We start from the raw sequence: 25,268 nt of genomic DNA on the forward strand, positions 1-25,268 counted from the left end.
CGCGCGCCAGTGGCGTCTCCGCCCACCCCCGTTTTTCCAGACGGCACCACCACACGCGCAGCCAGACCGAACCGTCGAGCCGACGGCCGTCACCCCGGTCGGCCTTCCTAGTCTCACCGGTACGCCTTGCCATAGCCCTTGCCATCGCCAGACGGGGCAGGAACTCCATCGAGACGGGGGCAGGAACTCCATCGGGCGCAGGGCAGAAACGCATCGGGGGCAGGACGGAACGTCCGCTTCCGCTCACGTCGGAAGGTGCTCCGCCCTGCCCCCTCGGCCGTACCGGCCGCCACCCGCGACCACGCGCCGGCGGCTCCCGGTCAGCCAGCCGCTACCGGGTCCAGCAACCCCGCGACCGCTTCGACGGTGGCCGGATGATCGGTCAGCAACCCGCTCACCTCGCGGTACTCGGCCCCGGCGGGAGCACCGCCCACCGGCCGCCACTCGCCCTCGCAGCCGAGTAGCTCGGCCACCGCGTCGCAGGTGGCAGGATGGCCAACCAGCAGCTCGGTCACCGGCCCCGCCGTCACGGCGACGGCCGTGCCCGGTGTCGCCGACACCGCCCGCCCCGTCCACGGCGGCACCCAGGCGTCGACCGCCGGCAGCGTGCCCGGGAACGTACGCCCCGCCTCCCGTACCAACACCGGCACCAGCTCACCGGCCTGGTTGCGCAACGTCGTGATCAGGGTCGGCAGCCACGGCAGCAGCACCCGATCCGGCAACCGCGCGAACGCCTTGGACATCGTCTCCACGACGAACGGCGCCAGGGTCGGCACCGACTCCAGGGCCTGGACGAACCCGCTCAGGTACTGCGGGAACGCCGGTACCACCAGCGGATTGCCCAACATCTCGTCGCAGCGCGTCCGCAGGTCGGCCAGGGTCAGCAGACCGAGCTGGGAGCGGGCGACCCAGAGCAGCGCCACCTTGGCGGGCGCCTCCGGGTGCGACTGCTGGACGGCCAGCTCCAGCTGGGCGTGGTCGCAGCCCAACGCCAGGGCGAGACTTTCCAGGGTGAACAGGAAGCCGAGCATCGCCCCGACCTGTCGTACCCCGATGTGCTCGTCCACGAAGGCCATGGGCAGCAGGGTGCAGTAGTGCGCATAGCCTGTCTTGACGAACGCCTCACACCAACCGGGCAGCTCCGGCTGCGTGGCCCGGTAGTGGGCCAGCAGCCGACGAATCCGCCGCAGCACCTCCGGGGCGTCGTCCACCGTACGCTCGGCGGCCAGCAGCTCGACGGCCCGGACGCCGAGTTCGTCGGTGAAGCGTGGGTTACGTAGGTAGAGCAGCGAGTCCTCCACCGCGGCGAGGGCCATCGACGCGGTGGCGTTCGGTGCCCACACCTTGCGGCGCAGCCGCTGCTCCAACACCTGCTCGACCGTGATGCCCTCGTAGCCCAGCTCGATGATCGCCCGCTGGTTCTGCCCGAGAGCCAGGTCCCAGCTTTCCTGGGCGGAACGCTCGCCGAGCCGGCGAGCCCCCATGATCGGCCGGAACGCACCGTCCGGCAGCAGGTGCCGGAGCACCCACAGCAGGTCCGAGCAGGGCACCAGCTCGGGGTTGGCGGTCAGGTCCAGCAGTGCCCGTTGCAGCGTACGTTTCTCCAGGTCGAGCCCGAGCGGGGCCAGCCGGTCGTACACGTCGCGGGCCAGGGGTGGCAGTGCTTCGTAACCGACCTGCCCGATCCGGTCACCACCCATGAGGATCTCGCACAGGCGACGTACGTCCCGGCGGCCCGGCACCTTGTCCTTCTCGATGCAGGTGACCGCGGCGTCCTGGAAGTCGTACGGGGTGGGGCGGGCCCGGTTACGCATGCCGGCGAGCAGGATGGACGTCTCGAAGACCGCGATGGCGTCCGCCGTGCTGGACAGGTAGCCGTTACGGCGGGCCAGCCGCACGATGTCCACGCACCACCCGAGCAGTTCCTCCTCGTCGAGGCCGTCCAGCACGGGCGGCTTCGACAGGAACCCGGTGAGCCGGTCGGCGACCGGTGCCGCCGCAGGTGCCGCCGGCAGTGCCTTCGTACGCTTCGACCGCTTGCGGCTCCCCTTCTGCCCTTCGAGCTGGTACGGGGTGAGCCCCGAACGGGTCAACGCCTTCGTCCAGGTGGCCCCGGCGATCGACACCGAGCCACCGGCCAACCCGAACTGCCGTTCGATCGCCGAATGGCTGGACGGGATCAGGCCGTAGAGCCATTCGGTGCCGGTACGCGGATCGATCTCGTAGTCGGTGCTGCCCGAGAGGCCGAACTCCGCGACCCGGCTGGCGGCGTGGAACGCGCCGCAGACGTACAGGCAATCTGAGGCGTCCACCCCCGAGCTGCCCAGGTGCTCCCGCATCCGGGTCCACATGTAGCGCTCGCGGTCCTCGTCCCGATCCAGCCGCGCGGTGTCCGACGGGCTCAGCCGTCGGAACAGGCTGCCGATCAGCACCATCGCCTGCCGGTAGGTGTCATAGTCGGCACCGGCCAGCGGCTGCTCCACGTACTGGTCCCACCACTCGGACCAGTGTCGGACCTTGCCGTGGTGCAGCAGGTGCTCCTCCAGTTCGGCGAACCGGGGCCGCAGGTCACCGATCTCGATGCCCACCGCGTCGCCGTGCAACGCCGTGTCTTCGTTTGCCGCGTCTTCGCTCGGCGGGGCCGCGTCACCGTCGGCCGGGTCACCGTCGGTGCCGTCGGGCTTGGGCTCCGGATCCCGGGGCAGCCACTGGAAGACGTGATCCGCCGACCGGTCGACCAGCACCAACTCGACACCCGGGGTCTCCAGGGCGTACGAGATGGCCTGGTATTCGGCCGACGCCTCGGTGATCGGTGCCACGACGCTGAGCGGCCCCCACTGCGGCGGAAAGCCGTCCAGGTTGGAGGCGTACGCCTGCAGCGCCACCGGGAGCCGACAGTTGCGCAGCTCGTCCAGGAGCGGGCGCAGGTCCTCGCACAGCTCCAGGTAGATCACCTTGGGCTGCTTCTCCCGGAGGCGGCGTACCATCGCCAACCCGGAAGCCGGCGAGTGGTGGCACACGGGAAAGATCTCCAGCTCCTCCCGCAACGCCCGGTCGACGTCGTCGACCATGCCCGTCATGATGTCGGCCAACGCATTGGGCCCGTCGGCGAACTCGGTGGCAGCGTCGAGCAACTGTCGACGTAATGGCCCGAACAGGTCCACGGCGGTGCCGGTCGGCGGGCCCGCCACGTCGGTGCTCATGAGAGCGTGGCGATCGCCTGCCGACCGCCCTCAAGGAACTCGGGCCACTCGCCACCGTCGGACTTGCTCCGGGGCTCGACCACACCGTGCAGGTACTTGTTCATGATCGCCAGGTCCTCCGGGCTTCGGCGCACCAGCGAGCCGACCAGCGAGTTGGCAAGCGTCTCGGCCCGCAGGGTCCGGTCGCCGAAGAACTGGCTGTGCAGGATCGCGTCTTCGAGGACACCGATCTGTTCGGCCGTGGAGAGGGCCGACTCCAGCTTCTCGTCGTCGCTCTTGGCCGCAGCGGCGGCGACCCGTAGGTCGGCGAAGCTCTGCAGCAGGATGTCCAGCAGCGTCGGCGGCACGTCCAGCTCGATCTGGTGCCGGCGCAGCAGTTCGACGGTACGGAACCGGACGATTTCCGCCTCGCTGCGCTTGTTGGTCACGACCGGAATCTTGACGAAGTTGAACCGGCGCTTCAGCGCCGACGAGAGGTCGTTGACGCCCCGGTCCCGGCTGTTGGCCGTGGCGATGATCGAGAAGCCGGGCTTGGCGAAGACGGTGTTGTCGTTGTCCAACTCCGGGATGGAGATGTACTTTTCGGAGAGGATCGAGATCAGCGCATCCTGCACGTCGCTGGTCGACCGGGTCAGTTCCTCGAAACGGCCGATCACGCCCTGCTCCATCGCCGTCATGATCGGCGACGGGATCATCGACTCGCGGGACTGCCCCTTGCCGATCACCATCGAGATGTTCCACGAGTACTTGATGTGGTCCTCGGTGGTGCCGGCCGTGCCCTGGACGACCAGGGTCGAGTTGCGGCTGATCGCCGCGGCCAGCAACTCGGCCAGCCAGCTCTTGCCCGTGCCGGGGTCACCGATCAGCAGCAGCCCCCGGTCCGAGGCGAGGGTGACGATGGCGCGCTCGACGAAACTGCGGTCACCGAACCACTTCTGCGGGATCTCCCGGTCGAGCCCGTCGGCACGCTCGGAACCGAGAATGAACAGTCGCACCATACGAGGGCTGAGCCGCCACGAGAACGGCTTCGGGCCGTCGTCGACGGACTCCAGCCAGTCCAGCTCCTCGGCGTACTTGACCTCGGCCGGGGCACGCAGCATTTCGTTGGTCATCTTTCGCGGGTCTCCTAGATGAGGAAGTTCTTGAGGTCGGACTAGTTGAGAAAGTTCTTCAGCTCGGACTAGTTGAGGAAGTTCTTCAGCTCGGACACGAGCTTGCGGATGTGACCGGAGAGCACCGGGGTGCCCTGGTCCTTGAACCGCTCGCGGAACCACGGGTTCACGCTCTGGTAGCCACCGCTGTTGACGGAACCGACGGGAATGAAGCGCGCCCCGGACCGGTGCACCGCCGCCATTCCGTCGAAGACCTGCTGCTCCCGCCACTCGTAGAAGTCGGAGATCCACACCATGACGGTGTTACGCGGATCGACGATCTTCGGCTGGGCGAGCTCCATCGCGACCGTGCCGTCGGTGCCGCCACCAAGCTTCGTACGCAGCAGCACCTCGAACGGGTCGTGCACCCAGGGGGTCAGGTCCAACGCGCGGGTGTCGTACGCGATCAGGTGCACGTCCACCTTGGGCAGGCCAGCGAAGATCGACGCCAGGATGGTGCAGTTCACCATCGCGTCGACCATCGACCCCGACTGGTCGACGACCACGATCAGCCGGGCCGGTGTGGTCCGCCGGGCGGTATGCCGGTAGAACAGCCGGTCCACGTAGAGCCGCTGGTCCTCGGGGTTCCAGTTGGGCAGGTTCTTCCAGATCGTTCGCTCGACGTCGAGGTTGCGGAACACCCGCTTCGGGGGGATCGACCGGTCGATGGTGCCCACGCTGGTCTTCTCGACCTGCGTACGCAGCACCTCGGCGACCTCGTCGACGAACTTGCGGATCAGCGCCTTGGCGTTGGCCAACGCGATCCCCGACAGGTTGTCCTTGTCCCGCAGCAGTTGCTCGATGAGCGACATGCTCGGGGTCAGCTGGCGGGCCAGCTTTGGGTCGGCCAGCACCTCGCGCAGCCGCATCCGCCGCACCAGGTCGCCTTCCAGCCCGGCCAGGACCCCACCCAGCTCGCTGTCGGCGGGTCGGCCCCGCAGCTGCCCCGGATCGACACCGCAGGCCCGCTCGAACCAGCCGACGTCAGCCTGCCAACCGGCCAACTGCTGGGCGGTGACGTTGCCGGTACCGGTCGCGAAGACGTTGAGCAGCAGCTTGGACACCAGCGCCGCCCGGCGTACCTCGTCGGCTCCCGGCTGCTCCGCCACCGAACCGGTGATGTCCGCGATGTCCTCGGACCTGTCGGCCTCACCCTGTGCATCATCGACTACGGTCGGAGCGTCCTCGCCCACCGCTGGAGCCTCATCGCCCATTGCCGGGGCGTCGTCGTCCAGCGCTGAGGCGTCGTCGTCCAGCGCTGAGGCGTCGTCGTCCAGCGCTGAGGCGGTCGGCAAGGGCTCACCCTCGGCCGGGTCGGCCGTCTCCGCCAGCAGCCCCTGCAGGTCCTCGGCCAGCTCGGGGAAGCGCTGCACGATGTTGTCGATCGACACCGACGGGTCGAGCAACGCCGTCGGCAGCCCAATGTCGTCGATGATGGCGGCGCTCGCCGACTCCAGAGTGGGCTGTTCGTCGGTGCCGAACACCCGGGCCAGCAGCCGCCAGTAGAGCACCTGACGCCGGTTCTCGTGGAGGTTGACCTCTGTTTCGCTCATTTTCTCAACAACCGTCCCGCCCGCTCCCGCAGTACGGCGACAGCGTCACCGGCCTTCGCCTCCGCCTTAGCCACCTTCGGATCGGTGGGCCCCATCGCCCAGTCCCCGGTGTACGAGACGACTGGCTTACGCTTCACCGTCGCCTGGACCACGAGCGGCTGTAGCGACCAGCTCCCACCGTCCCAGCGGAGCAGCCCGACACACGCCGAGGAGGCGGCCACCAGTTGCGGCGTGAGCGGCCCGCACGACGGGAGGCGGTCGACGGCGACCGGGATCGTGACGTTTCCGAACGCGAAGGTAACGGTCGAATGCTCATCGGAGGAGGTGGCGGTATAGCCCTCCACCAGCACAGGTTCGGCGATGCCCACCGGGTGCCGATTCAGCGGTGGCACCGCCGGGGCGACCGCATCGGCGAGCTGGACCCGGGCGGTGACGAACGGGTCGGCCGGATCGCCGGCCTTCGCTCGGTCGTCCTGCCACACCAGGTCACCGCTGTCCAGTAGGGGCAGGTCGGTGATCTCCAGGCTGCGTCGCTCGGCGAGCGCCCCCAGCAGCACCGGATAGTTGGCGAGCAGCCGCCACAGCGCCGGGCCGACGATGGTGTCCACCTTCGCGGCGGCGACACTCGTCCGCACCAGCCGGGATGGGGAATCCCCTGCCGACTCCAACACCCCGTGCACCTGGATCTGCACCGCCGTGCTGTGCTCGTGCACGTCGACGCCGAGAATCAGCAGCCGCCCGGAGACCCGCTCGGCCGCTTGGGCGTCGTCGGTCCCGGCACCGGCCTGCGACAACAGCAGCGCCCGCGTCCAGAGGTCGGCCCACCGTCGTACCGGCAGACGTTCCATGGTCCCGATCGGACTGCCCGCGTGTAGTTCCGTCGCCAGACCATCGGTCAGCACCGCCAGTCGACGCAACGCCGGATCGGCCAGCAGCGCCTGGAGCACCTGGTCGGAGCTGGAGATGAGGTCGTGGTCGACGCCCCGCCAACCGGCGATGGCCAGTTCGGTGAGCCACGACCGGCACCCGCTGAACAGGTTGCCCGCAGAGGTAGTCCGGTTCGGGGTCGGGGGCTGCGGCCAGGTCGCCCGAGTGCGCCGTAGCGCGGTGTCGAGCCGAGCGAGCAGCGCGTCGTGCACCGCACCGAGCAACGCGATCCGCGCGCCGGCCAGCACGCTCAGGTGTTCCTCGGTGACCGAGCCACCTGCGATCTTCTCGGCGGCCGCTGCGACCCGGTCGGCGAGCGGAGTGGCCGCCATCGCCCCCGCAAGGGCGGTCAACGCGGCGGCCCGTTCCTCACCGAGCCGGGCGAAGCCGGACACCAGTCCCTCGTCGAATCCGGAGACCAGATCGAGTGTCTCCACGACGCCGGAGGGCGCGTCGTCGAGCAGTGTGGAAAGTTGTGTCTCGAGCATCAGCGGGCCGCTCCCATGGCCGGAAACCAGTGCAGCTCAGGAACCGGTTCGGTGACGACCGGCAACTCCAGGTAGGACAAATGCCGCAGGAAGCGGCTGAAGACGATGGCGGCGGGCATCCGCTCGTTCGTGCCGTTCATGTGTCTCAGCAGATCCCGGGCGGATGTCACCTCGCCGTCGACCTCGACGCGCAGATAGCGAGCGACCCGGTCGGCACCGTATTGCACAATGGCCTCGTCGAGAAGCAGATCCAGATGCTTGCACGTATAGCCGTGCGCCCCACCACAGGGACGATTGTTGTTGGTGCTGCAATTGAAGTTGTGCGTCCCCGCGGCGAACGACGAGACGTAGACCCGCTCGATGTCCGAACCGCTTGAAACGACTCCCTGCAACCGCCCGTCGGCCATTTCGACGAAGGGAACCTTCGCCAGTTTTCGGGGCCGGACGGGGGGCACCACACGTGTCGTGCTGCGCTGCTCCCACGCGGCGCTGTCCGCGTCCACGACCTTCAACCTCCAGCACAAATGGCTCGCGGGCAGCATGCGACAGCACGGGACCCGCGTGAACGGACGGTTTGTGACGGCATTTCTACCGCATCAGCACGTCAAGCCGTGAATCAGTCTCACGCTCGACGTCTGACGGGAAAGTTAGCCGCGAGGTACGACAAGTTATGCGTGGCCCTGGTCAGCCCCACCGTCGCGCCTTCCCGGCCGGGGAAACTACGCTCACCGTGTGGTCACCACCTGGGAACCCATGACGACAGGTCTGCTACAACTGCCCTCGGGGCGACTTGTCCGAGGTCGTGGGCTGCGCCATCCGCTCCCGCCCGGTCAACAGCCCACCTTCGCCCTCTACCTGCTCGGCCGTCAGCCGGAGCCGGTCGCCTGGGACAGTCGCTGGGTCCGCTGGCCCGACTTCCGGCTACCGTCCGATCGGGCAGCGGCCGGCGAGGCGCTACGCGAGGCATGGCGCCGCGCGGAGACCGAACGGGTCGAGGTGGCCTGCGGTGGTGGGCGCGGACGTACCGGCACGGCACTGGCCTGCCTCGCCGTACTCGACGGGGTCCCCGGTCACGAGGCGGTCGCCTACGTTCGCGAGCACTACTCCCGGCACGCGGTAGAGACGCCCTGGCAACGCCGCTTCGTCGCCCGTTTCCAGTAGGAACCTCGTCAGGTGGGGTGGCTGGCGTCCGGCAGGGACTTCGCCAGGTAGGAGCTTCGTCAGGCCACCGGCCGGGCCGGTTGCCAGAGCCGGGCGATCGGCAGGGGCGGCATTCCCGTGTACGCCCACTGCTCCAGCATCGACCGATCCACCAGCAGGATGCCCAACTCCCGGGCCAACCGCTGGCCATCTCCGACCGTGAACGAACCATTGGTCACGATCATGCAGATGTCGCCCCGGTGGATGGTGCGACAGGTGCCGGCGAACCGTTGGATCACCGCGCTGCCGACCCGGTTGCTCGCGCTGTGCCGTTTGCACTGCACCACCACTCGACGACCATCCGGGGCACGGGCGATGACGTCCGCTCCCCGATCGGCCGCGCCACCCGGGACGGTAACCCCGTAGCATCCGGACGTATCGAGCAGTCGGGCGAACCACTGCTCGAACTCGGGGCCGGTCATCGAATCGGTCGTTCCGATGATCCGATCAAGTGCGGCCCGCTCTGCCGCCTGTCGCGCCCGTCCCCTCTGTAGGAGAAGGAGTACGGCGACGGTCCCGGCGACGACGAGAAACCCGATGAACGCGGACCAGTACGGGTATCGGCCGATGAACCTCACGATCAGCGCGAGGAGCAACAGCGCACCGAGGCCGGCACCGAGTAGGAGCCAACCGTTGTCCCGACCGGAGCGGCCGCCAGACGTACGGCGGGGGCTCTTCCGCGTGTGGCTCCTGACCCGCGTGCCGTCCCTGCGCCGATACGACCGGACCCGATGCATCGCAGCTCCCTGGGGTGAGAGGAGGATGCCTCAGTCTGCCCGCGACCAGAGGCAATAATCCAGCCACGGGCAGGTCAGGGCTCGCGCATCCAGAGTTCAGGATCGTTCACGAAGGCGCCCTTGCCCTGGTGCCGCCAGATGACCCGTAGCACCTCCAACCGCACGTATACCTGCTTCACGGTCGACGGGCTCACGTTGTGCTTCGCGGCGAGCTGCGTAATCGAGGGCAGTTTGTCTCCTGGCTTGAGCTTCCCGGCCCTGACCTCGGCCGTGATCTCGTCAGCGATCCGAGTGTAATCAGCGGTGATCGGCATGACTCCCCCTGCGTGGCACGCCAATTCGATCACGCAAGGACATCTTCCAACAACTCTGTGTTTGACTGAGATGACTCCCGAGCCACCCCGCTGCCGTGCCGCTGATCCTGGGCTGCGACGGCGGCGCGGGTGGGCCGCCCTCCCCTCGGCAAGGTGGGCGGCCCACCTTCCAAGAGCAGTCGAGAACCCCTGCCCCGAAGAGTTCCGGAAAGGACCGAGGTGGCTCAGGTGTATCGCAGCGGCCAGCCCTACGGGTCTGGCCAGCCGGACCGGCTGACCCCGCACGAGGTGCGCTCCCAGGAGTTCGCGCCCCGACGACGTGGTGTGGACGCGGAACAGGTACGCGCCTTCCAGTGCCGCCTCGCCGACGAGCTGGATTGCCTGCATCGGGAGCTGGCGTTGGCTCTGCGAGACAACAACCGGCTCAAGCGAGCGTTGCACGACTGGCAGGCAATGCATGACCGGCACTGTCAGCCAGCCCCGGACCGTCGCCCCAACGACGGTCACTGGTAATCGTGGCGGCCCGCCCAGTCGAGCACCGCTGCTCTACTTCGCCCGGCTGGCCAGAATGGCAAGGACCTCACGGCGTACCTCATCCGGCTCGTGCACCAGTCGGCGGTGCGTGAACCGCAACGCCAGCATGCCGAGGGTGGCCAGCAGCGCGTCCCGCCGTAGATCGATCTCGCGCTGGCGCGGATCCTCGTGGGTGGTGGCTCCGTCGAGTTCGAAGTTGACCCGTTCCGCTTCGGCGTACACGTCCAGATACATGGTGCGCCGATCCACCTGGACACGTACCTGCCGTTGGAACGTTGGCATCCCCGACCCGTTGAACACGTGGTCGTGTCCCCAGATCTCCAGCGGGCTACGCCAGCCAGCGGCGAGCCGGTCCAGTAGCACCCGTAGCTCACCCCGTCCGCTCAGCTTCGGCACGATCGCCATGGTCGTACCGATCCGCGCCGGCGTGGTCATCCGATCGTTGACCGCTCGGATGATCGGCGCACGCTGGTCCTCGGCCACGAGCAGCGGCCAACCGTCGACCAGGGTACGTTCCAGCCGCGTGATCGGCGTACCGTCGCGCACCATCACGTGTGGTGGTTCCAACCCGAAGCCACGCAGTCGGTGCACCACGACCTGTGGCCTGCTCCGGACTCCGACCTCCGCTTCCGCACACACGTGCACCGGCTCGCCCGCGCCCTGTCGGAGCAGTCCCCAGACGTCGAGCGCGGTGAGGTGACTCAGGGCGGTACTCGGAACAGTTCGCCAGCCCGACAAGAGTTGGACAGTGTCCAGGAGGGCACCACCTGACTGGCGAGTAGCCGGGTCCCCAGCCCTTCATTGCGTTCGATCAGCAACCGGAGTGCAGGATTCACGCCGCGACCGTGTCGAAGATGCGCTGCTCTCCGCAAGCCCTGCTCCGCGGACTGCGGATAACGATGACTGCTGTGGATACGCCCGATCGAATGCGCGTGAGCTGCAACTCCGTCGGCGTGTCGTACTGCTCAGCCGTCAGCGATCATGGCACAACCGAACCCCTGGTGGTGAGGTGGTCGATCATCGGTACGGTATAGCCATGGTCTTGCCTGTCAGCCGTACGAACATGGAAGCCCACCTCTACATGGACCTGCACCCCTGCACCTGCGGGGAGTTCCGGTTCGCCCGGAAGAACGCGGTGATCGCACTCGAGGACGGCGACCTGGCCAGCCGCTACACCGGCGAGTGCGCCCGGTGCGGCCAGCCCCGGGAGTTCGTCTTCCGCCTACCGACTGAGATCAGCATGCCACTCGGCGGTGACGCGGTCAGCTACGGCGGGGACGAGCCGTCACAGCTCATCGACCCGGGCCAGTGGCTCGGGGTAGCCGACGCCTACGCCTCCCAGGTGCCCGGGGACTTCGCCCGGCTCGACGGCGAGGAGCGCAGGCGGGCAAGGGCGGTCCTGAACCGGGCCACCGCCGCAGTCGACGAGGTACTCAAGTTCATCCCCGGCGACGCCGACGAGGTACCGGCCGCCACCTTCACCAGCGAGCGGGGCCGCCAGGCGTACGCGAAGGAGCCGGGCCGGTTCCGGCGGAGCCGGCTGGCCGTGGTGCGGGACGCGTACGCCGGGATGGCCGGTCAGCTCGCCTGACCTACGCATCGCACCGACAGTCGCGCACCCGACAGGCGCGCGCCCGGTCAAAAGCTCGGTCAGGCGCGCGGTGCCTCGTCCAGGCAGGCCGCGTTGACGCCGATCAGCAGCGGCAGCGCGGTCAGGAAGATCCCGAGGACGTACTCCGGGTCGTGCTCGCGCTGGTCCTCGACCCCCGCCTGCGCACCCGCGTCGGCGAGCGCCACGCAGACGTCCCACAGGCTGCCTCCGGCGCTGCTCCACAGCCACACCTCGTGTACCAGCGTGGGCACTCGGAGCACCGGTTGCACCCCGAACAGCCCGATGCCGTAGTGCAGCGGATCCTCCGGGGTGTTGCCGAGCGAGAGCATCAGCGGCAGCACCCGATGGACGCGGGCGAAGTCGACGGCGTCCGGCGTACCCGGGGTGACCTCGGCCAACAGACCGTCCTCGAAGAACTCCGCCATGACGGGGGCCGGGTCTGCCACGGCGAGGTTACGCGCCGCGTCCGCCACCGCCGTACGGGTCCAGGCCCGGTCCGGTTCGTCCGGTGGTTGGTGCGCCGCCGCCCAGACCGCGAACGCCTGCTCCTCGTCCAGGGTCACCGAGAGTCGACCGATGCTCAGCGAGTGGTACTTCGCCGGAGCGCCCACGGACGGATGGAAGACGCCGGTGTAGCGGCCCACGGGATAGACGAGCGGCTCGGTGGAGATGGTGTCCATCGCGGTCGTCCTCGTCGTCTCGGTCATGGCAGGGGCTCCAGGTAGACCACGCTGGTGGCCAGCAGGTGGTGCAGGGTGGTCAGGAGCCCGGCGAGCATTCGCTCCGGGTCGACCAGGTCCAGGTCATCGCCGCCGGCCCGGCGCTCCTCCTCGGCGAGCGATTCGCACATCGTCCACAGGCTCTCCCCCGACGGTGACCGCTCCCACAGGTCGTAGACGCTGCGGGTCACGCTGATCAGTGGACGATCGTAAAAGCCAATCGAGTACAGCCACGGTTGCTCGCTGCTGTTGCCCAGGCCGAGCATCCGGGCCCCCATCCGGTGCCGGCGGGCGAACTCCGCCGCTCCCGCCGTGCCCGGGGTGACCTCGGCGGCGAGCCCTTCGGCGAACAACTCCCGCAGCAGCAGGTCGACATCGTCGCCGGGCAGATGCGTGGCTGCCGCCTCGCGCAGCGCCGCCATCGTCCAGGGCTGCTCGGCGAGCTGGTCGGCCTGGCCGTGCGCCAACGCCCACACGGTGAACCTTGCGTCGTCGAGCTCCCACACCTCGGTGCCGAGGCGCACCCGGTGGTAGCGGTCGACCGACCCGGCCGTCGGATGGAACGTTCCGAAGAACTGCCCAACCGGCAGCAACAGCGTCGGCGGCGCGGACTGGGTCGTCGTCATCAGGGCTGTTCCCATCGGTGGGGGTCGTCCGGATCAGGGTAGTTGATCTCAGCCGGGGGCAGTTCTGGCACGGGCTGCAGACGGCCGATGAAATAGGTGATGTCCTCGGCCAGGTAGACCAGCCGTCGCTCCCGGTCTGCGGCGCCCGCCGCGCCGAGCGGGCCGCGCATCGCATCCTCCGGCAGGATCCACACCGAATCCCCGTCCGGGTGCTCCGTCTTGACGACCAGCAACCCGCCCGACGGTACGGCGATCACCAGGTACGTCTGGGACAGCCAGGTGTCCCGGTGCTGTCGCTGCGCGGCCACCAGATCGAAGGTCGGATACTGCGGGTGTACGCCGAGCAGCGGGCGTTCGGGCATCAGCGTGAACGGCAGACCGGCGACGTGATGGTCTCCCGCCGGGGCAGCCCCGTTGTTCTCCGCCAGCCACCTCCGGTAGCTCGGCGGAAGTGGCTGTCCCAGTTCGGCCTCGACCATCCGCAACCGCTGTTCGTCGACGTTGCCGTACGGGCTCAGCCGGGCCGGCGCCCAGAGGTGGCCGCGCGGCTCGTCCTGGGGCTCGTCCTCGTCCACCCGGCGGACGGTGACCTCCCACCGGTCGGCACTGGCGAAGTCGACGTCGGCGAACCGCCAGGTCTCGCCGCCGACCGGGAAGGTCTCGCCGAGCACGACCCGGAAGCTGTGGCTGTCCTGGCTGCCGGTCGGCATGACGATGATCTCGGCGGTCACCGGCCGCTCGGAGGTCACCCAACCAACGCCCAACCGGGCCGGGCCGAGGTCCATGGGGACGTTGTTGGGGATCACCACGAGATTCGTGAACGATCGCACGGTTCTTCCTCCACCCTTCACGGGATCATCACCCACCCAACATCTCGTGCAGCGTCGGCTCGTCCGGCAACTCGAAGCCGAGCACCTCTCGGGCGATGCGTTCCGCTTCCACCCGCCCAACCGGCCATGGGCCAGTCGGGATGCCAGCATCCGGGCTCTCGTTGCCTGTCTGCTGGTTGGTGGTCCACTGGGCTGACCGCTGTCCCTGTGGCCCCCATTCGACCACGATCAGGCCATCAACCGTACCGTCCGCCGTCAGTCGGGCGTAGTAGACGAAGTTGTACGCGTGTTCCTCGATGTCGACCCGGCCCAGGCCATGCGGTGCCGACCGTACGTCTGGGCCAGGCGGCGGCGCAGGCGGTGCCGGCGGGGTCGGCGGCACCACCGGCGGGGTCGGCAGGGTCGGCGGCGGTGCGGGGGGCGCCACCGGCGGTGCGGGGGGCATCGACGGGACTACCGGTGCTACCGGCGGGCTGCTCGCCGTCGTTGGCGGGGCCGGTGGGGCAGGCTGCCGATCGAGGTGGGTGTAGCCCGATGACATCAGGTCGAGGAATTCGCGTACCGACATTGGGGTCGGGTGCCGCGAGTTCCACGGGTTGCGCAGTTGCACTTGCCCGTTGCTGACGCCGACCACCTCGTAGGCGTGGCCCGCGACCAAGTCGTGCGGCAGGTTGTTGCGCAGATGGGCCGGGTACGCATCGGTTCCTCGGCTACCAACGAGCACCGGGCTGCCGAGCGCAAGCAGCTGGGTCAGCAGCGCCTCGGTGACGTGCTCCTGGCCCGGAGCCGGGTCGAAGTCTCCAATCCGAGCGGGTTCTCCGGTCAACTGGGTGAGCAGTTCGGCCCGCATCGTCGGGGTGCTGCCGACGTCGAGCCGGGCGTAGCCGAGCGGGGCAGCCCGATCCGTGTCGTTGGGGTTCCAGCCACGCCACCTGGCCTGCCAGGCGTCGCGCTGCGCGTCGGACCAGGTTCGGTCGACAGCGGCCAGCGCCTTCTCCAGCAGCGACGCCCAGGCCGCACTGACAGCCGCCTGATTGGCGTAGGCCGAGTTGCCCGGCGCGTTTGAAGGCACCGGCACGTCCGGCGTCACGGTGATGCGTAGACGGCGGCCGGTCGGAACCGTGTTGCTGCTGGGTGCGGTGCTCTCGTGCAGGAACACGTCGACGGTGCCGTCGGCGTTCGGCTGGAAGAGTCGACCGATCACCGATGGGTCGTGACCAGCGAGCGACGCGAAGGTGGCGAGGATGCCGCAGTTTCCCAGCCCGCCCTGCTGCACCTGCTCGCGGGTCGGTTGGCCGTTCCAGAGCGGGAACGGCTGGCCGGTCTGCGAGTCGACCGGACGGCCGTAGGTGATCCGCGACCGGTTCGGCTTCGCCTTGGGTAGGGTCACCCGGTCGGCGACCGCAGTGGTCTCGCCCGGATACACCCCGGTCGGGCCGCCCTCCTGCAACACCGCGCCATCGGCGTACGGAGACATGTTGCGCAGCGCCGCCGTCAACACGTCCGGCACCATCATCATCACCCGGGAATCACCCACGTAGTGGAAATCGTGGGTGGACAACAACGCCAACTTCGCCGGATCGCCCGCCGTCTCGACCCGCACCGCCGAACGAGCCCGCGCCCGGTCCTCCCAAAGCAACGCCTGCCGACCCGCCTCCGTCGACAGATCGAACGCCACCTCCCCGCCGTCGACCTTGATCTCCGGCGAACCAACCGGCGCGTACGGCCGCAGGTCGAACCGGCCCTTCAGATCAACGTACACACCCTCCCGAGCAAGCCGATCCGCCAACACCGGATCCACCACCCGCACCTGATCCAACAAATGCGCCGGCAACCCAACAATCTGCCCAGCAGACGAAGGCAACCTCGGCAAACCACCCTGCGAAGCCTCCGCAGAAACCGCCAACTCATGCAACCGAGTAGCCAACTCGACATCGGACAGCACCGTGCCCGAACTCGACGCCCTATGCCAATAATCATAGAACTGACAACGCTGCGACTCAGTCAGATCCGGCACACCCTTAAGCACCTCAGCAACTCGCGCAGACGTCACATCAGACACCGTCAACTGCATCAAACTGACAAACACATCCGCCGGCAACAACGACCAACGCGACGCCGCATTCGGCACCTCTGGACGCAACCCCAGATGGTCCACCAGCGCGGCAATCTCCGAACGAATCGCCAACCGCTGCCCTGAATCAGCCCCAGCATACTGCTGCGCGAGAATCCGAATCTCCGCCATCCGACCATGATCATGCGCACTCAACCCAGCCGGATCAATCAAACCAGTGACATTACCCGGATCAAGCGGAACAGAATCCAAAGTCCCCATCGTCTGGAGGGCAGACAACTCCGCAACCTCATGCGCCAACGCACGAGCCACCACACCATCAACAGCCCGATCCGAAACCGTGACAGTAAAACTACCGTCCACATTCCGAACGGTCTGCGCCACCACGCCACCATCCAACGGACCAACCGTCAACCACACCCGCAACGGCGGCCCAGACACCAGCCGAACCTCATACTGACCATGCCCGACCTGAACAATCCCAGCAACACCAGCCGCAGACGCCACCGACGACACCGCCGCCTGAGCCGCAGCCCACACCCCAGCCGGATCCGCCACACCACGACCCAACCCATGGAACGACGAACCCGGCACCGCAGCAGCCGTAATCCGACCACCATCCAGACCAGTTGAGTCGTCCGGCGAAGTGTCGTTGTCCGTTACCCGGTCCACTGTCGCCGAGTTGTCCTGCTCGGCGACGACCGGTGTGGACGGCGCGACGGGTTGACGGTCGAGGTGGGTGTACTCCGGCTTCATCAGGTCGAGGAAGTCCCGGATCGACATCTGTGCCGGATGCTTGTCGTTCCACGGGTTGCGCAGCTGCACCTGCCCGTTGGCGACGCTGACCACGTCGTACGCGTGGTGCGCGATCAGTCCGTGCGGCAGGGCCGCGTTCCCGGTCGGACCTCGGCTGCCCAGCACCACCGGACTACCAGCGGCGAGCAGCCCGGCCAACTGGGCCTCGACGACGTGTTCCTGGCCGGGGGTCGGGTCCAGCGTCGACGTCCGGGCCGGTTCGCCGGTCAACTGGGTAAGCAGTTCGGCCCGCAGCGTGGCATCGCTCCCGGTGTTGAGCCGGGCGTAGCCGAGCGGAGCGGCGAAACTGGCATTGGGATCCGTGACCCGCCACCTCGCCTGCCAGGCTTCGTGTCGTTGTGCGGTCCAGGTCCGGTCGACGGCCGCCAGGGCCTTCTCCAGCAGCGACGCCCAGGCGGCACCGACGTTGGACTGGTCCGCGAACGCCGCGTATCCCGGCATCTTGGCGTACACCGGCACGTCCGGAGTCACGGTGATGCGCAGCCGGCGGCCGGTCGGGACCGTGTTGCTGCTGGGTGCGGTGCTCTCGTGCAGGAACACGTCCACGGTGCCGTCCGGGTTCGGCTGGAACATCTGGTTGATGATGGCCGGATTGTGTCCGACCACCGCACCGAACGTAGCCACATGACCGCAGTCGCCGAGGCCGCCCTGCTGCACCTGCTCCCGGACCGGTGTTCCGTTCCACAACGGCACCGGCTGGCTGCTCTTGACGTCGACCGGGTTGCCGTACTGCACCGCCGTCGCGTTCGGCTTCGCCTCGGGCAGCGTCACCCGGTCGGCTACGGCGGTGATCCCACCCGGTTGCACCCCGGTCGCGCCGCCCTCGTGCAACACGGCGGCCTCGGTGTACGGAGACATGTTGCGCAGCGCCGCGGTCAGCGCGTCCGGGACCATCATCATCACCCGCGAGTCACCCACGTAGTGGAAATCGTGGGTGGACAACAACGCCAACTTCGCCGGATCGCCCGCCGCCTCGACCCGCACCGCCGAACGAGCCCGGACCCGATCCTCCCAAAGCAACGCCTGCCGCCCAGCCGCGGTATTCAGGTCGAACTCCGGCCGACTGCCGTCCACGTTCACTTCGGGTGAGCCGGCTGGCGCGTACGGCCGCAGGTCGAACCGGCCCTTCAGATCAACGTACACACCCTCCCGAGCAAGCCGATCCGCCAACACCGGATCCACCACCCGCACCTGATCCAACAAATGCGCCGGCAACCCAACAATCTGCCCAGCAGACGAAGGCAACCTCGGCAAACCACCCTGGGAAGTCTCCGCAGAAACCGCCAACTCATGCAACCGAGTAGCCAACTCGACATCGGACAGCACCGTGCCCGAATCCGACGCCCTATGCCAATAATCATAGAACTGACAACGCTGCGACTCAGTCAGATCCGGCGCACCCTTAAGCACCTCAGCAACTCGCGCAGACGTCACATCAGACACCGTCAACTGCATCAAACTGACAAACACATCCGCCGGCAACAACGACCAACGCGACGCCGCATTCGGCACCTCTGGACGCAACCCCAGATGGTCCACCAGCGCGGCAATCTCCGAACGAATCGCCAACCGCTGCGCTGAATCAGCCCCAGCATACTGCTGCGCGAGAATCCGAATCTCCGCCATCCGACCATGATCATGCGCACTCAACCCAGCCGGATCAATCAAACCAGTGACATTACCCGGATCAAGCGGAACAGAATCCAAAGTCCCCATCGTCTGGAGGGCAGACAACTCCGCAACCTCATGCGCCAACGCACGAGCCACCACACCATCAACAGCCCGATCCGAAACCGTGACAGTAAAACTACCGTCCACATTCCGAACGGTCTGCGCCACCACGCCACCATCCAACGGACCAACCGTCAACCACACCCGCAACGGCGGCCCAGACACCAGCCGAACCTCATACTGACCATGCCCGACCTGAACAATCCCAGCAACACCAGCCGCAGACGCCACCGACGACACCGCCGCCTGAGCCGCAGCCCACACCCCAGCCGGATCCGCCACACCACGACCCAACCCATGGAACGACGAACCCGGCACCGCAGCAGCCGTAATCCGACCACCTCCACCGCCCGGATCTGGGTTGTTCGGACCTGGGTTGTTCGGACCTGGGCTCGTCGGATTGCCGGGGTCACCCGGCGAGGGTTGGTTGTTGGAGGGCGATTGGTTGTTCTGCGTACCGAACAACCGGGACAACAGGCCGGTCCGGCGGTGGCTTTCGGCAAGCCGGTCGCCCAACGCCGTGGTGGCCTGCTCTGCCGAGGTGAGTTCGGTGTTGAGCCGGTCTACCGCCTGTTCGAGTTCCGCCACCGGCTGGGTCAACCGGTCGACGACCTGGTCCACCCGGTTGGCGGCATCTCGGGCGTCACTACGAGTGTCGAAGCGCGACCGCCGGTCGTCCACGGCGAGGCTCATCCGCTTCGCATGCCACTTGGCGATGCCGATGACCGGTGCCGCCGCCAGGGCGGCAATCGGGATCACCGGAGCCAGTGGGCTGGACAGCAGGGCAGCCACTGCGGTCGTGGCCGCCGCCGCCGACATTGTTGTCGCGAAGCTGGAGACCAGGTACGTCCGTAGTGGCGGAAGGCCGGTCGGGCGTGGGTCGGTGGCAGCCCGCCGGTCCGCCTGCACCGTCTTGAGCTGCTGTGGACGGCCGGAGCGGTCCCCGCCGAACTCGGCGACCACCTGCTGTGCCTCGGGCGATAGCTGGGTCACCCGGTCAGCTGCGCCGAGCATGCCGTCGCGCAGGCCCAGCCGGTCGATGATCGTCCAGAGTTCACGCAGGGCCGGCTTGGCTGCCCACTTGTTGGCCGTACGCACATGGTGGGCGGCGGTCTGCAACTCCCAGGAGTCGGCCCGGGTCAGCGGTGTCGGTGCGTTGGGGTCAGCATTCGGACCGCTCGGCGTAGCCGGACCGCTCGGTGTCGTCTGCCCATTCGGGCCGCCGGCCTGGTCGGTCATGGCGTCCACGGTTGCCGTGATGTCCGCCAGTTGCCCAGCCACCTGGTCGACCCGGCTCGTAGCTTCGGTGACGGCGGTGACCGCCGGTCCGGCCAACCGGTCCACCCGGGCCGTGCTCTCCGGTGATGGCCGGGCAAGGTCCCACTCCCGGCGGGCGTCCTTGACCCTCGCCTCGACCCGCTTGAGCAACATGTCGCGCAGTGGCGAGACGAGCCCTCCGGCGAGCATGTTGACCGGACCGGCGATCGCCGAGGCCAGCGCCTGGAGGGAGGCCGCCATACCGACGGTCACACCGGCCTGCGCGACCGGTCCGGCGGTCTGCTCGACCGCGAACACCCCCCAGTGCGGCACGTTGCTCGGCCGGGTGGTGCCATCGGCGGCACCGACCGGCGGTCGGGGCCCGAAGCGGGTACGGACGTCGAAGAGACCTGGTTTGCCGAACCGATCCACCACCGGGGCAAGTTCGGCGGGGAGCAACGCGCGACGCTGCTCGTAGCCCGGCGTGTCGGTACGCATACCCAACTGGTCCACCAGCGCCCGGATCTGCCGGGTGATCGCCGGGCGGGCCAGCGGTCGCGCGGCCGAGTGCTGCGCGGCGAGTGCCGCGAGTTGGTCCAGGGCTGCCGTCTCCGTCGTGTTGACCGATGGAGCGGTACCCGGCTGGACCGGGGTCACGTTTCCGCTGGATACGGTCGGGGCGACATTGGAACTCGGCTGCCCGCTCCCGGTGTTGGCAGTCGGACCGGTGTTGGCGGTCGGACCGGTGTTGGCGGTCGGGCCCGTGTTGGCGGTCGGACCGGTGTTGGCGGTCGGGCCCGTGTTGGCGGTCGTTGCGCCGGGGGTGGCGGGGTCACCGAACAGCAGCCGCCGGGCCCCCTCCATCAGGCCCTGCCGACGTTGCGCGTCCGCCAGCCGCTGCTCCAGGTCACCGACCCGCTGTTCCAGCTCCGACGCGCGGTCGACCGCATTCTCGGCCCGCGCCGTCACCTCGGCGATCGGTGCCGCGATGGCATCCGCCGCCTGACCGAGAAGGGCGTCGGCCGGCATGGCTGGATGGTCGTTGTCCCACGCCTCCCGGGTGTCCTTGGCGGCAGCTTCCTGCCGGGCGATGATCGGGTCGTTGACCGTGGACGCGGCAGCGGCGGCGAGGGCACCCGCGATACCGGCGAGCCCGAGTTTCATGTCGCCGACGATCACACCGGCAACCGTGGCGATCGTACCGGCGGTCGCCATGCTGGGCAGGTTCTCCACTATCGACATCCACCAGGGCGCGACCTTCGCCGGGCGCTGCCCCTCGGCCGGAAGCCGGTCGGTGACCACGCGCAACCGTTCCCGGATCGTGTGGCTGACCGACTCGCCGAACCGCTGGATGAGCGGCGCGACATCGTCGGGCAGCAACGCACGGCGTTGCTCTGCGCCAGGATTCCTCTGGCGCAACCCGAGGCTGTCCAACAACGCCTTGATCTCGCGCCCCACGGCGGGACGAGACCAGCGGGAGGCCGCGTCGTACTGGGCGGCGAGGCTGCGCAGCTCGGCGATCCGGCCCCGCTCGTGCGGGGTCAACCCGGTAGCGGGAGCGGGCTGGGTACCCGGGGTTCCGGTACCACCCGACGTCGGGTTGGTTCCGCCACCGGACACCGGACCGGAACCGGTCGAGGTCGGACCGGTGTTGGTGGACGGGAACCGGCGAGGCCGTCCCATCAGGCGTTGCCGCTGCTCGTTGCTGCTCAACCGCTGCTGCAGCGCCGACACCTGCTGGTCGAGCCCGGAAACCGTCTGGTCGAGCTGTCCGGCCACGTCGGTGACCCCGGCGGTGCCGTCGGCGAGCGTCGTACCGGTGGTGACGTCGGTTTCGGCAGCGGCGCGGGCGCTCTGGCGGGCGTCGTACCTGGCTCGGCGATCCTCGGCCGCGAGTCCGGCACGCTTGGCCGCCCACTTGATCGGCCCGGTTGCCAGGGCGGCTGCCGCCGCACCCGCTCCACTGATGAGTGCGGCCATCGGGTTGTTCGTGGCGTACAGGGCAGCCGTCGCGGCAGCTGCGCCGGTGAGGGCCGTCGCCAGCAGGTGCGCGGCGGTGTACGTGCGCAGTCGGGGCAGCCCGGTCGGTCGGGGATCCGTGGAGTTGGACGCCGGGTCGGCGTTCCGCCGGTCGGCACGGAGCTGGGAGCGGTCGGCGGCGTTGGCCGCCCGGCCACCGTACTGCTCGGTGACGATCGCCCGCGCCTGGGGCGGCAGGGCGGCGATGCGCTGATCCGCACCGAGCATCCCTTCGCGCAGCCCCAGCCGGTCGATCACCACTGCCAGCTCCCGTCGAGCCGCCGCAGCCGACCACCGGTCGGCGGTCGCCACCTGGTGCCCCATGGTCACCAACTCGGCGACGTCGGCGGGGTTCAGCGGCTCGACGACCGTCGCGGTGGGGTCAGCCGCCTGGTCCAGGCTGGCCAGCTCGGCGACCTCGTGGGCCAGGCCGCGCTCGATCACCGAATCGGCCGCCCGGTCGGAGACGGTGACCACCGCCGTACCATCCGGTCGGAACCCGCTCGTCGCGACCGCACGATCGGCGACCGGGCCGGTGGTCAGCTCCAGGGTGAACTGGCTGCCGTCGGAGCGGGTCACCAGGTACGACCCGTCGGGCAGCGCCGCCACGCTGCGGACCCCGGCGTGCGCCGCCACGTTACGGATGGCCAGCCGGGCCTGGTCCAGGACCGCCTGCGGCTCGGCCTGGGGCCGACCCTCGCCATGGAAGGCGGTGTTGGGAATCGCGCTGGCGGTGATCCGTTCCTGCGTCGATACGCTGCCGTCATGACCACGATCGACGACATCTACGCCGCCATCCTGGCCGATCCCGACGACATCGCCCTGCGGCTGCGTTACGCCGACAGCATCCGGGGACTGGATGCCGAGCATGCCGACCTGATCCGTCTGCAGATCGAGTACGACCGACTGCGCGTCGCCGGTGGCGACCTGCCCGCGAGCGAGGGAAGCCGGATGCGTGCCCTGTACGCCAGGCTGCGGGGCCGTCTCAGTGAGCCCGTCGCCGGTCTGGTCACCCGCACCGGGCTGCGGCGCGGCTTCGCCGAGTTGATCGTGTTGCCCGGGGCCGACTTCCTGGCCGACGGGGCCGAGATCTACCGACGGGTCCCGGTCCGACACGCCGTCCTGACCGGTGTCGACCCCGGTCTGGTCGCCGCGATCGCCGCCAGTGGGCTGCTGGCCCGGCTGTCCAGTCTCGATCTGAGTGACAACCCCATCGGTGACGCCGGTGTCCGTGCCCTGGTCACCTCGCCCCACCTGGGAAAGGTCCGCTGGCTGGGATTGGAGGGCTGTGGCATCGGCATCGACGGGGCCGAGGCCCTGGCGGCTGCCGCCAGCCAGGTCCTGCCCAACCTGCGGTACCTGCGTTTCGGTGGGAACGCCGTCGACCTGGTTCCCCACGGGGAGGGTTGGGATGCTGTCTCCGGGCAGGGACCCGTCGACGTCCACCTGCCCGAGCTGGGTGTCCGACTCGACGAGCGGTACGGTCCCTTCCCCTGGCTGGACGCGCGTCTGGCCTGGACGGACTTCGTCGACTTCACCCACGTCTGAGACGTCGGGTGTGCGGGACGGCAGCGCACCGGGCCGGCCAGCCGGCCCGGGCCGGGGGCCGGGTCCCGTACCGCTGTCATCAGCGAAGGGCGGCACCGTCCGGTTGGCCTCGGCGATCCGCTGGGCGTGGAACCGGATACTCGGCGGGATGTTGTACGAATCGATCGGCAAGGCGGTCGCCTGGGCCGCCAGGCTGTTCCGGAGGATGTCCCGGTCCTCGACCGGCACGCGGCCGGTGACCGCCGGGTTGACCGCCGCCGCACCGAGCACCCGCAACCCGCCGGAGCTGTCCTGGAGGCCCAGCACGTCCGGCTCCCCGCCGGGTGTGGTCGCCGGGCCGGTCAGCGGATTCAGCGACAGCGAAGCGACGAGGTCGGCGACGCCGCCCGCCATCTGGGCGTCCTGGCCGATGGAGAACACGACCCGGTCGTACGTCTGTTGGCTGCCGTCGGTGAACTCCACCAGGAAGTCCCCGTCGACGGTGTGCCGGACGCTGACTACCTCCCGCAGCGACATGTCGTTGACCCGGACCTGTGCGGCGTCGGAGTAGGCCCCGACCCCGGGCAGGGTGTTACGTCGGTTGTATCCGCCCTCGAAGCTGTAGCGCAGCTGCGCCTCGGCATCCAGCGCCGGATCGCCGGTCCGTTGACTGTCCGGCAGCGGCATGGTCCGAGCGGACCAGTCGATCTGGCTCGCCGGGGACGCCGCCGCCTGCTCGATGTCCCAGGCGCCGGAGGCACCGGCCCCGAAGACCAGCACCCGGTCGCCGGCCCGGTAGGCGTCGGCCAGGTTCTGTCCGCCGAAGTCGACCGTCGGATTCGTCGGTCGGGGCGCGGTGAACGACCCGTCCGGGGCGTACCCGAGTCGGCCGCGCGCGGCGTCGGGCACGGTGTCCGGGTCCACCGTCGTGCCGTCCGGGGCGTACGTCCGACCGGTGTCCGGATCCACCTGATAGCCGGTGACCGGGTCGACCACGAGCGGGTTGGTCAACCGGCCGGAGGTGTCGGTCAGCAGCGGCCTTCCGGACGGCTGACCGCCCAGCACGGTACGGGCGGCGGGCGGCAGAGTGTTCGGGTCTACGACCACCCCGGTCGGATCCCGGAAGACCGGCGACGAGCCGGACCGGTCGACGCTGTAGCCGGTCGCCGGGTCCACGAACCGTCCGGTGGCGGAGGACGGGACGCTTGGCACCCGGGCCGGGCCGGGGCCGCTGACGATGTCCACCGAGGCGGTGAAGAACGTCCGACCGCCCACGGTGACCTGGTAGTTCGCGCCGTCGGGCCAACCGGTGGCGTTCGCCGGACGCGGGGTGACGGCGGTCGCCCACCCCTGGTACGTCGGCATGCCGGTCAGGGCTCGGGCCGCGCCGACCGCTGCGGCGAAGTCGCTGGACGGGGCGAACTGCGTCCCCTGGTCGGCGAAGTGGGCCGGTTGGAACGGCAGGCCGGGGATCTCCAGCTCGGACGGCACCTGACCCATCAGCAGGTCCTGCCGATCCGCCCACGGGTCGGCCCCCTGCGACAGGCAGAGCACCGGCGGTAGACCGTGCCCGGTGTCGGCCGGTGCCCCCAGGGTCACGAAGTTGGCCGTCGCCGCCCATCCGCCACCGATCACCAGGCGGGTGAAGACATGTTGGGGGTCGCCGTCCAGGGCCGCGTCCACGCGATCGGTGAGCGCCTGGTCGGCCTCGTTGCGCAGCATGGTGGCCTGCTGCGCCCAGGCACGGGCCTCCGCCCGGATCTCCGCCTGGGCGGATCGGATGTCACCCACCAGGCCCTGCGCGTCGCCCCGGCCGAGCCCGATGAGGTTCTGCACCTCGGCGGCATCCGGCCCCAGCAGGCTCCGGGCCAGGTCGAGCCGTGCCTGGGCGGCATCCGGTCCGACGACGGGCACGTTCGAGCCGAGTTGGTGTACGTCGTGGGTGGGGTT

The 25,268-nt window shown here is 69.0% G+C and carries 16 protein-coding genes; 4 read left to right on the forward strand and 12 right to left on the reverse strand.

Going from position 1 to position 25,268, the window contains the following annotated elements:
• Positions 1–320 precede the first annotated feature (320 nt).
• From FHR38_RS03575 to FHR38_RS03595, 5 genes are all read right to left on the reverse strand, one after another.
• A complete protein-coding gene (locus FHR38_RS03575; RefSeq protein WP_184532722.1) occupies positions 321–3,203 on the reverse strand; it encodes a DUF5682 family protein in 2,883 nt (960 codons plus the stop codon).
• On the reverse strand, positions 3,200–4,315 hold the full coding sequence (locus tag FHR38_RS03580) for an ATP-binding protein (protein WP_184532723.1): 1,116 nt from the start codon (positions 4,313–4,315) through the stop codon (positions 3,200–3,202). The genes FHR38_RS03575 and FHR38_RS03580 overlap by 4 nt, the downstream gene beginning before the upstream one ends.
• A 68-nt stretch (positions 4,316–4,383) precedes the next feature.
• The gene (locus FHR38_RS03585) at positions 4,384–5,907 is read right to left on the reverse strand and encodes a vWA domain-containing protein (protein ID WP_184532725.1); all 1,524 of its coding nucleotides are present in this window, start codon (positions 5,905–5,907) and stop codon (positions 4,384–4,386) included.
• On the reverse strand, positions 5,904–7,322 hold the full coding sequence (locus FHR38_RS03590) for a hypothetical protein (protein WP_184532727.1): 1,419 nt from the start codon (positions 7,320–7,322) through the stop codon (positions 5,904–5,906). The genes FHR38_RS03585 and FHR38_RS03590 overlap by 4 nt, the downstream gene beginning before the upstream one ends.
• Positions 7,322–7,729 (reverse strand): hypothetical protein, encoded by a 408-nt coding sequence (locus FHR38_RS03595; protein ID WP_221449355.1) that lies wholly within the window; start codon positions 7,727–7,729, stop codon positions 7,322–7,324. Before FHR38_RS03595 ends, FHR38_RS03590 begins: the two co-directional genes overlap by 1 nt.
• Positions 7,730–8,075: 346 nt before the next feature.
• Between FHR38_RS03595 and FHR38_RS03600 the strand changes: the two genes are divergently transcribed.
• The gene (locus tag FHR38_RS03600) at positions 8,076–8,483 is read left to right on the forward strand and encodes a protein-tyrosine phosphatase family protein (RefSeq protein ID WP_221449356.1); all 408 of its coding nucleotides are present in this window, start codon (positions 8,076–8,078) and stop codon (positions 8,481–8,483) included.
• Positions 8,484–8,542: 59 nt separating this feature from the next.
• Here the strand turns inward: FHR38_RS03600 and FHR38_RS03605 are convergent, their stop codons facing one another.
• Both FHR38_RS03605 and FHR38_RS03610 read right to left on the reverse strand, forming a co-directional pair.
• Positions 8,543–9,259: a restriction endonuclease gene (locus FHR38_RS03605; protein WP_184532732.1), complete on the reverse strand. Its 717-nt coding sequence runs from the start codon at positions 9,257–9,259 to the stop codon at positions 8,543–8,545.
• A 74-nt stretch (positions 9,260–9,333) separates the two neighbouring features.
• Positions 9,334–9,573, reverse strand: coding sequence for a winged helix-turn-helix domain-containing protein (locus tag FHR38_RS03610; protein WP_184532734.1), 240 nt, complete (start codon positions 9,571–9,573; stop codon positions 9,334–9,336).
• Between the two features lie 219 nt (positions 9,574–9,792).
• Here FHR38_RS03610 and FHR38_RS03615 point away from each other — a divergent pair, with 219 nt between their 5' ends.
• Positions 9,793–10,086, forward strand: coding sequence for a DivIVA domain-containing protein (locus tag FHR38_RS03615; RefSeq protein ID WP_312881789.1), 294 nt, complete (start codon positions 9,793–9,795; stop codon positions 10,084–10,086).
• A 33-nt stretch (positions 10,087–10,119) separates the two neighbouring features.
• Here the strand turns inward: FHR38_RS03615 and FHR38_RS03620 are convergent, their stop codons facing one another.
• Complete coding sequence (locus FHR38_RS03620) at positions 10,120–10,845, reverse strand: DUF559 domain-containing protein (protein WP_246446283.1); 726 nt, start codon at positions 10,843–10,845, stop codon at positions 10,120–10,122.
• A 298-nt stretch (positions 10,846–11,143) separates the two neighbouring features.
• Here FHR38_RS03620 and FHR38_RS03625 point away from each other — a divergent pair, with 298 nt between their 5' ends.
• The gene (locus tag FHR38_RS03625; RefSeq protein WP_184532736.1) at positions 11,144–11,698 is read left to right on the forward strand and encodes a hypothetical protein; all 555 of its coding nucleotides are present in this window, start codon (positions 11,144–11,146) and stop codon (positions 11,696–11,698) included.
• Positions 11,699–11,757: 59 nt separating this feature from the next.
• Here FHR38_RS03625 and FHR38_RS03630 read toward each other — a convergent pair whose 3' ends face one another.
• The 4 genes from FHR38_RS03630 to FHR38_RS33480 are packed head-to-tail and all read right to left on the reverse strand — an operon-like array spanning position 11,758 to position 22,661.
• Positions 11,758–12,426, reverse strand: a complete 669-nt coding sequence (locus tag FHR38_RS03630; protein ID WP_184532737.1) for a hypothetical protein — start codon at positions 12,424–12,426, stop codon at positions 11,758–11,760.
• Positions 12,423–13,064, reverse strand: coding sequence for a hypothetical protein (locus FHR38_RS31480; protein ID WP_221450231.1), 642 nt, complete (start codon positions 13,062–13,064; stop codon positions 12,423–12,425). The genes FHR38_RS03630 and FHR38_RS31480 overlap by 4 nt, the downstream gene beginning before the upstream one ends.
• On the reverse strand, positions 13,064–13,894 hold the full coding sequence (locus FHR38_RS31485) for a DUF6406 domain-containing protein (RefSeq protein ID WP_221450232.1): 831 nt from the start codon (positions 13,892–13,894) through the stop codon (positions 13,064–13,066). Before FHR38_RS31485 ends, FHR38_RS31480 begins: the two co-directional genes overlap by 1 nt.
• A gap of 28 nt (positions 13,895–13,922) precedes the next feature.
• A complete protein-coding gene (locus FHR38_RS33480) occupies positions 13,923–22,661 on the reverse strand; it encodes a C2 family cysteine protease (RefSeq protein WP_376771461.1) in 8,739 nt (2,912 codons plus the stop codon).
• A gap of 81 nt (positions 22,662–22,742) precedes the next feature.
• Between FHR38_RS33480 and FHR38_RS33485 the strand changes: the two genes are divergently transcribed.
• Complete coding sequence (locus FHR38_RS33485) at positions 22,743–23,339, forward strand: hypothetical protein (RefSeq protein ID WP_376771462.1); 597 nt, start codon at positions 22,743–22,745, stop codon at positions 23,337–23,339.
• Positions 23,340–25,268 lie beyond the last annotated feature (1,929 nt).

The organism is Micromonospora polyrhachis (assembly GCF_014203835.1).
In the GTDB taxonomy this organism is placed as follows: domain Bacteria; phylum Actinomycetota; class Actinomycetes; order Mycobacteriales; family Micromonosporaceae; genus Micromonospora_H; species Micromonospora_H polyrhachis.